The organism is Nannocystis pusilla, from assembly GCF_020073745.1.
Taxonomy (GTDB): Bacteria; Myxococcota_A; Polyangia; order Nannocystales; family Nannocystaceae; genus Nannocystis; species Nannocystis radixulma.
In genome coordinates, this window is record NZ_JAIRAU010000008.1 from 119,524 (window position 1) to 127,421 (window position 7,898).

The window sequence follows — 7,898 nt, forward strand, 5'->3', positions numbered from 1 at the left end:
GACGAGCCGGCTCTGCCGGCAGTGTCAACATCGAATCGTTGCGAACAGCCGGGCCCATCAGGGCCCAGATTGAGGTGATGCATGTCCGAAGGTCTGGTGAAGTACGAAGGTGCGGAGTATCCGATCGATACTCCCGAGAACTTCCAGAAGATGCTCCGCATCCTCCGGTGCCATCCCGAACGGTGGGCCGAGATGCTCGGCTGCCCCGACAAGGTCAATACGATGACGCGGAGGGTGGAGGAGCGGTGCAAGACCCTCGAGGGGCAGTGCGAGATGCTTATGCGTTTGATGAAGAGGGCCTGCTGCAGCGCGAACATCAACTTCTCGCAGATCACGATCGACGAGTATTCGGATGATTCGCAGGTGAACCTCGATCAGCCGGTCAAGAGCCTCGGCGGCGATTACGTCGACGACTTCCCCGTGGCGCCGGCCCACGTGATCCGCCTCCAGCATTCGAGCCGCCCCGGCTGGACGCCGACGCAGATCCGCATCGACATGAACCTCGCCGGCGGCGCGAACAACTACCTGGATTTCTACATCTCGTTCTACCTGGGGCCGGGCGACGGAGCCGCCGGGGAGCTCGGCAAGAAGATCGGCCCCACGTATCGCGGCAACCAGTTCCTGAACAAGGACGGGGGGCAGATCATCGTGCCCTTTCCGAAGTACAAGGGCGCGCCGATCGACGTCGGCAGCCTCGAGCGGCTGATCGTCGAGATCAGCAACCGGAGCGGCGGCGGCACCAACCTCGAGTCGGCGCAGGTCGTGATCCTCTACGACAACAACAAGTTCTTCGAGATGTGCCGGGTCGACATCTGCAAGCCCGATTGCGGCGGGGCGTGCGGCGGGGGCGGCGGCGGGAGCAGCAGCTCGATCCCGCAGTGACGCGATAGAGCGCATCACCCACGATTTCCGCCGTTGAGGCGAGAGAGCACCAAACATGTCCGAACCGATCCTCATCCGACTCAACTCCGATACCGACTTCGACGGCGCGACCCAGGTCGCGCTCCGTCGAAGCGACCTCACCAACGATGCCCCGCGCCACTACACCGGACGCGTCGCCGGCGCCGGCGTCGTCATGCCCGACTTCTTCGACCTCTTCTCGCCCGAGGCCGTGAAGATGGTCGGCGTCGCCTCGAGCCACAACAACCCGCACTCGGTTCTCCGGGTGATCGACGAGGGCGGGCGGACCCGGGAGCAGGTCTCGCTCACGACCGGATTCCAGTACGTGCTCCTGCACGCCCGCGACCGGCTGGCGCTCCACACGCGGAATGGCGGCCCTACCGTCGTCGAGCTGAGCATCAACGAGGCGTCCGAGGCCGAGCACTTCCGCTGGGCGGTGAGCCGCTCGCCCGGGCTGTCGCCCACCCGCCTCCGGATCGTCCGCCGCAGCGCCTTCGTGCCCACCTTCACCGGCGCGCCCTGGATGCCGAGCTTCGCCTGGGACGACGGCGCGGGCCTCCTGTCCGTCGCCGACGACGTCGGCACCGGCCCGATCCCGCTCTCCGCGATCTGCCCGTTCCCGAGGCACTTCGGCGCCTTCCTCTCCGTGCGCTTCGCGGGCAGCGCGAACGACGGTAGGGTCTATGTCGTCGACGCGTTGACGCGCTCGCACTCCGCGCCTGTCGTCGTGCTCCCCGACGTCACGTGGTCGCGCGTCCAGTACGTCAGCCACGACGACCACATCGTCCTCGAGGCGACGGCTTCGGCCTCGGTGCTGCTCTGCGACATCGAGCTCGTGCGCGTGGCGCCCGGCGATCGCCTGCGCGGCCGCTACGCGCACGAGCTGTAGACCGAGGGGACCCCGCCCATGCTCATCGATCGTCACCGTACCGCCGCGCTGATCCAGCTCTCCGAGGTCGCCACTGCGCCGGCCGAGGTCAGGACCGCCAAGAAGGAGGCGCTGGAGGCGCTTATCGTCGCGCTCTTCCAAGCGGCGACGCCGGAGGCGCGGGCGACGTTCCTCGCTCGGGTGGCGCTGGTCCCTGCGGAGGCCCGCCCCTGGGCCTATGTCCGTCCCAGCCAGGATGGACTCGCTATCGGGCCCCAGGTCCCTCCTGCCCTGGCGCTCCTCCTCGGCCAGCACGACGATGATCCCGACTCGAGCGAGGACGGAAACCGACTCCCGTATCGCACCGCCACGGAAGGCGCGTCATGGCTCCCTCTCTACTCCGCGTTCGATCGCTGGGATACGGCCACCATCTCACAATACATCGGGCCGGTCGGATGGATGCTGCCGCCGGAGAGCCTCAAGATCACACGCGACGCCCAGGCCGTCGAATTCGTCCCTGATCCGCAGCCCAGCCCTGTCATTACGCGCTCAGAAGCCGCGCCGCCGGCGGCTGAGAAGGCGGCCACACCTGGACCTGTGGGACCTTCGCCTGGACCCGTGAATTCTGGCGCGAGCACAATGATCGTCCTCGGGCTCGTCGCCGGCGTGACGCTGGGCGGGCCGACTCTCTACTACGCATTCAAGCGCTGACCCATTCGGAGTTCCTATGCGCAAGCCCATCATCATCGCAGGTTCCGCTCTCGCCGCCGCCGGACTCACCTACGCGGGAATCGCATACTTCCGCCGGAGTCAGGCGTCGCTGCCAGGCTCGGGAGTCCCGTCTCCGCCGGCCCCAACTCCGCCAGCCTCACCGCCAGTTGCGCCTCCGGTCGCGCCTCCCAACGGCAATCCTGGCGTGGCCCCGCCAGTGGCCCCGCCGGTGGCCCCGACGCCGGCCTCCACCGCCCCCCTCGGTTGGGACAACGTCCTGCCGCTTCCCACGGCCGCGGACGTGAAGGGCGACCTCATGCGCAATTGGGGCAAGACGCCCCAGGAGCTCCGCCCGCTGCTCCTGCTCGCGGAGGAGGTCAGCGGGATCGTCGGTGCGGGCCGAATCCTCTCCATCGTCGCCTACCGCGAATCGGGCGGCTGGATCCCGACCGCGCACAACGGAGACGACCCCGCCAAGGAAGCCGCCGAGCGCGACGCCTCGCTACGCGCCTACAACAACAGCAAGGACCGGAACAAGAGCACGCCCCTCGTGTACGCGCAGGCGGCCGCGAACTTCGGATCCGGCGGGCTCTACGGCGCGCTCGCCCCCTACTTCCTGTGGACCGGCGTCCAGGAGATGAAGGACAAGGCGCCGCTCCTGGGCTCGGATCCCCGCATTATGTTCCTGCCACGAGTCGCCACCTTCGGCGCGATCGTTTACTTGCAGCGGCTCCTCGACAACTACACGATCGCCGATCACTACGACATCAAGGCCGGCTGGGCCAGTCCGTCGCTCTTGGTCGGGACGGCACGCGGCAACGCGACGTATAAGGCCGTCCGGCAGCGGTTCGCCGAGGACGTCGCTGCCGTGGGGATCGATCTGAACGACACGACGACGATCCCTGCGCAGCTCAGCGCCGCGAAGTGGCCGGGCGTCGCCACGGTGTTCCAGAAGATCGTCGGCACCCTTCCGACGCCGAGGAAATCGCCATGAGTCACCTGACCACCTGCTACGGCCCCGAAGTGGAAGCCGTCGCCGATCTCGCCGGCGACCTCGGCCCGTTCTCCTCGACCAACTTCGCGAACTTCAACCTCCGGCAGTGGCTCGACGTCGCGGGCACCCTCGGCTTCGGGCCCGCCCTGGTCGCGGCCGTGGACCAGCTCCGCAACCAGCGCGACGGCCTTCTCGCCCTCACCCCGACCGCGCTCTACACGTTCGATCGGTGGTTCAACGCGCTCCCGCGCGCGAGCTCGGCGACCGTCCCTCTCGCCGTCCGTACCGCCCGAGCCAAGGCGCGGCACGACGTCCTCTTCACCTACGCCGCAGCACGACGGACCCGGGGATGGTTCATCGACGAGCGAGCGAGCGACCTGGCTGGCGGCGCCAGCTTCTCGCCCGAGGGGACGACCCTGAGCGGACGCGCCTTCTACAACGACGTCGCCAGCTCGTTCCTCCATCCGCACCGCATCACCGATGAGGCGCCCGTCGGCGCGTGGCAGAGCCGAGTCCTCTTGTCGCTCGGGACGTTTCCGTGGGTGTACGGCACCCGGCTTTACGCCTCGGCCCCTGCGCTCGCATGGGAGCCCGCGGGCGGCTGGAGCCCCGCACTCACCGGCATGGCCCTGTGCGCGGACATGTGGCAGCCCGACACGAACCTCGTGCAGGACGCGCGCGAGGTCGTGGTCCGCTATCAACACTTCCGGAAGACCTGCGACGAGGCGCTCCGCGATGTCCCGAACTATGACGCGAGGATCGCGATCCCCGGCCGCCTGTACCGGGAGGGCCTGCTGCTTCGCGCCGACCAAACGAGCCTGTCCGTCATCACGCTCTCCACCCCCCTCGGCCCCTTGAACGCGGTCGCGTACAACTACGTCACGCGTCGCTTCGCGGCCTTCTTCGCCCTGCGACGGGCCCTTCTCGCGGCCCCGAGGCTCGGGCCCGAGCTCGTAGTGAGCATCGCCAAGAACCCGGACCCGTGCCTCGCGTCCTTCGCACCGAAGTCCGTGGTCTTCCCGGCAGTGACGACCCTGGGGGTGAAGTCATGATCATCGACGTCGCCACGGATCGCTATCAAAAGCTCTTCGGGCATCACCCCTTTGCGACGACGTTGTTCACCAGCGCGGGCATCCCCTACGAGGCGATGGTCGCCGCGCTCTCCGACCCCAGCGCCGCCGAGGGCACGCTCAACAATCTGCTGAAAGGCGAGCTCCAGAACCAGATCGGCACTCGCGACTTCAAGCTCGGGGCGCAGTACATGATCCACCGGATCGTCACGGCCGCGCAGGAGTCGATCGACATGGGCTCGCTCGGTACGAACGGCGTCCTGCGCACGCTCGACGGCGCGATCGAGCTCGTCATGACGCGGTTCTCCCTGCAGGACCTGATGGACGAGGAGATGGTCGCCAAGGCCCTGATCGACGCCGCGTTCGGCGCGGGGATGAAGGCGCTCGGAGCGCTCGGGCCCGTCGGCAAGGTCGTCGCGGCGATCGTCGGCTTTGGCGTCGCCATCGGTCAGGCGTGGATCGCCCGCCAGGAGGCGGCCAAGCAGAGCGAGGAGCAGGCGCGCCGCGCGGTGTTCGCGATGATGCCCCCGCTGCAGCAGCCCTCCAAGGACACCGACGACTATCTCGTGAATACCGTCTTGCTCCCGATCCTCGCAGGCGGCGAATGGACCAAGATCTTCAGCCCGCGCTTCGACAGTGACGAGTGGGTCGGGGTCAAGCGGAAGGGGGGCTACGCGTTCGCGCCGGGAAAGACCACCCAAGGCGAGGATGACGCGGGCGAGGCGGTCTCCGTCTTCAAGCCCGGAGAGGGCCTCGGCCTGCTGCCCGGCATGGACATGATCACCTCCGTTGTCCAGGTGAGCCTCGATCCGTTCGGCCCGGAGATTGCGCGCTTCAACGCGGACCGGAGCTACCACTGGCCGATCAAGCGGGAACACGTCGTCGACGTCGGGCAGTATTACATCAACCTGGGCCGTCTCGGCGCCACCGCTTGGGCGCTCGTGGCCCAGCAGGAGCACAGCCTCGATCTCTACAAGGTCCACGTCGCCGCCCTGCACGAGAAGTGGAAGCGCTACTGCGGCGGGGGGATCCAGTTCCTCCGAGACAACGGGAAGGCATGGCAGGAAGGCGGGTCGCGCTTCGACGATCTCCGGTACGTGTACGGCAGCGCCATCGGCTGCGCCGTGGGGACCTGGCAGTGCTTCCTTTCGGGTGGCACTACCTATTCGCCGAAATACGGGCGCAGCATTCCCGGCAATCCCCGCGGCGAGATGGGCCAGTTCGACGGGCTCTCCCGGGAGTACGGCTGCGTCCTCCACCCGAATCAGACCCGCGCCACGACCAAGGGGGAGCCGTGCCTTATCAGCCTCTACGACTCGCACCTTCGGAAGACCCTCGACGACCTGCGAAAGCGCCAGGTCCACTATTTGCGACATTCGCTCCTGTGCGCCTATGTGCGGTCGAGCTGGGACGCCTTCAAAGACGACAAAATGATGACCTTGCTCAAGCAGATGCGTGCGACCCTGCTCGAGCATCCCGACCGGCGCCTCGTGGATCTCGCGGACGTGCCCATGGGCGAGATGTTCGAGGGCCGGGACTGGCGCGAGCAGCTCAAAGAAAAGGGCGTCCAGTCCCGGCCGCCGGGCCTTCTCGGGCTCAAGCTCTCTGTGGGCACCATCGAGCCGGGCAAGGAGCCGCCACCGAAGGTGGAGGAAGACCCGCGGCCGATGCCCTTCGCGCAAGGCAAGCCGAAGCGCTGCAGCCCTGGCGTGTGCGAGCCCTCGGCCACGCCGGTAGACGACGGGAAGTACATCCGCCTCGCGGCCTATCTCGGCGGTACGGCGCTGACCTCGGCCGCGGGGTACTGGCTCTACCGTCAAACCCAAGCTCGCAAGGATTCACGATACTGAGGAGTGCATCATGACGCGCAAGCTGATCATTGAGGACATCCGTGCGACCGGATGGAGGCTCCACCTCCGCGATGAAGAAACGGGCACGGTCGAGGACGTGGCGTTCGAGCCCAAGGACGCGTGGCGGCTACTCCGAGCGACCGGCGGCGACCGCGAAGCCACGCCGCGGGTCGAGAGCGCCGCGATCACGCTGCACGTCGACAACATGGGCGGCGTCGGAGTCGTGCATGTCACGGCGAAGGGCCCAGGTGCGGCCGCGTGGAGCGAGCGAACCGGAGGAATCTTCGGAACGAGGTGGAAGCGTAACGCCGAGGGCGACCCGAATGTCGTCCTGGACGATTCGCGGGAGTTTATGGACGACCTACGCCGGGAGTTCCCCGACGTCACGATCGACGACAGCCTGTACCTGCCGGGCATCGCGCCCTTCAGCCCGAGCAGCGACGAGACCGCCGCGAACGTGCCCCCGCGGGTGAGCCCGCCGCTACGCAAGAAACAGAAGAGCCGCCGGCGCAAGGGCGGTCGGCGACAGGCGCCCGAGCCGGAGGAGGACGAGGACGAGCTCCCGGACCTGCCTCCCGACGCCGAGATCACGCTCAAGCTCTACAACCTCGACCTCGAGGACGGGACGGTACTCGTGACCGTTCAAGGCGGCCAGGCCGCCACGTGGGCGGAGGCGCAAGGAACCCTCCTCGGGTCCCGGTGGGAACACGGGGACGGCCTTCCCTACGCCCTCGTCATGGACGACGTCGATCTGCCCAAGCAGATCCAGCGAGAGCACCCGGAGGTGCGGCTCGACATCGTCGAGTACGTGCCCCGGACCCGGGAGGAGCTGATCCGCATGGAGGCGCGGAGCGCCCAGAAGGCGCCCTCCGCCGCCCCATCCCCGGAACCGGCTGCCGCGCAGAGTCCGCTGGAGGTCGGGCCTGGAGGGCTCGTATGGGCGCCGATCCAGGACCAAGGAATCGACGGCGCGGCCGCGCGCTGGCTCGACGGCCAGTTCAAGGTCCTCCACGCCGCGGGAAGGCAACACGCCCTGTTTTACGAATACGATCATGGAGGCTATGTGCATATCGCCTGCGGTGAAATGAACGTGCTCAAGCAGCTCGCCGGAGCCACGCCAATGCTGGAGCAGCCGCGCGGGACCATCAATCACGAGCTCGCGCGGCTAGCGTGCCCGATGCCGGCGGAACAGCCCGCCGCCAGGACGGAACCGAAGCCGGAACCCGAGCCCAAGCCCGAACCCGCGCCGGCGAAGCCGGTGGCCAAAGTCTCGCTCTCCACGCTCCAGCGCGAGCTCGAAGAGGAGCGGCACACGGCGCACAAGCCCGAGGCCGACGAGGCCCCGATTCCCCCGCACATCGAAGCTCGACTGCGGCAGGTCGCGGAGCAAGTCCAACTCCCGATGAACTGAGCGAAGTCATGGACACTGCTGCAAATCACCATTGCGATTGCGACGCTTGCACGATCGGGCAGCCGTGCCCTTGTGACTCCGGGACCGCGCAGAC

General features: G+C 67.7%; 7 protein-coding genes. All 7 read left to right on the forward strand.

Features of this window, described 5'->3' with window-relative positions:
• Positions 1–81 precede the first annotated feature (81 nt).
• The 7 genes from K7C98_RS10290 to K7C98_RS10320 all read left to right on the forward strand — a co-directional run bounded on the left by K7C98_RS10290 (position 82) and on the right by K7C98_RS10320 (position 7,804).
• The gene (locus tag K7C98_RS10290) at positions 82–882 is read left to right on the forward strand and encodes a hypothetical protein (RefSeq protein ID WP_224191425.1); all 801 of its coding nucleotides are present in this window, start codon (positions 82–84) and stop codon (positions 880–882) included.
• A 55-nt stretch (positions 883–937) separates the two neighbouring features.
• Positions 938–1,789, forward strand: coding sequence for a hypothetical protein (locus tag K7C98_RS10295; protein ID WP_224191426.1), 852 nt, complete (start codon positions 938–940; stop codon positions 1,787–1,789).
• A gap of 18 nt (positions 1,790–1,807) precedes the next feature.
• Positions 1,808–2,479, forward strand: a complete 672-nt coding sequence (locus K7C98_RS10300; RefSeq protein ID WP_224191427.1) for a hypothetical protein — start codon at positions 1,808–1,810, stop codon at positions 2,477–2,479.
• A gap of 301 nt (positions 2,480–2,780) precedes the next feature.
• Complete coding sequence (locus tag K7C98_RS10305; protein WP_224191428.1) at positions 2,781–3,473, forward strand: hypothetical protein; 693 nt, start codon at positions 2,781–2,783, stop codon at positions 3,471–3,473.
• Entirely contained in the window at positions 3,404–4,525 is a 1,122-nt protein-coding gene (locus K7C98_RS10310; protein WP_224191429.1) for a hypothetical protein, read from the forward strand. The genes K7C98_RS10305 and K7C98_RS10310 overlap by 70 nt, the downstream gene beginning before the upstream one ends.
• On the forward strand, positions 4,522–6,393 hold the full coding sequence (locus K7C98_RS10315; RefSeq protein WP_224191430.1) for a hypothetical protein: 1,872 nt from the start codon (positions 4,522–4,524) through the stop codon (positions 6,391–6,393). The genes K7C98_RS10310 and K7C98_RS10315 overlap by 4 nt, the downstream gene beginning before the upstream one ends.
• 10 nt (positions 6,394–6,403) lie before the next feature.
• The gene (locus K7C98_RS10320) at positions 6,404–7,804 is read left to right on the forward strand and encodes a hypothetical protein (RefSeq protein ID WP_224191431.1); all 1,401 of its coding nucleotides are present in this window, start codon (positions 6,404–6,406) and stop codon (positions 7,802–7,804) included.
• Positions 7,805–7,898: the final 94 nt, after the last annotated feature.

Excerpts from the sequence above, each read along its gene's own strand:
- K7C98_RS10295 (WP_224191426.1), top strand. The coding sequence starts at position 938 with ATGTCCGAACCGATCCTCATCCGACTCAACTCCGATACCGACTTCGAC.
- K7C98_RS10320 (WP_224191431.1), top strand. The coding sequence starts at position 6,404 with ATGACGCGCAAGCTGATCATTGAGGACATCCGTGCGACCGGATGGAGG.
- K7C98_RS10290 (WP_224191425.1), top strand. The coding sequence starts at position 82 with ATGTCCGAAGGTCTGGTGAAGTACGAAGGTGCGGAGTATCCGATCGAT.
- K7C98_RS10315 (WP_224191430.1), top strand. The coding sequence starts at position 4,522 with ATGATCATCGACGTCGCCACGGATCGCTATCAAAAGCTCTTCGGGCAT.
- K7C98_RS10300 (WP_224191427.1), top strand. The coding sequence starts at position 1,808 with ATGCTCATCGATCGTCACCGTACCGCCGCGCTGATCCAGCTCTCCGAG.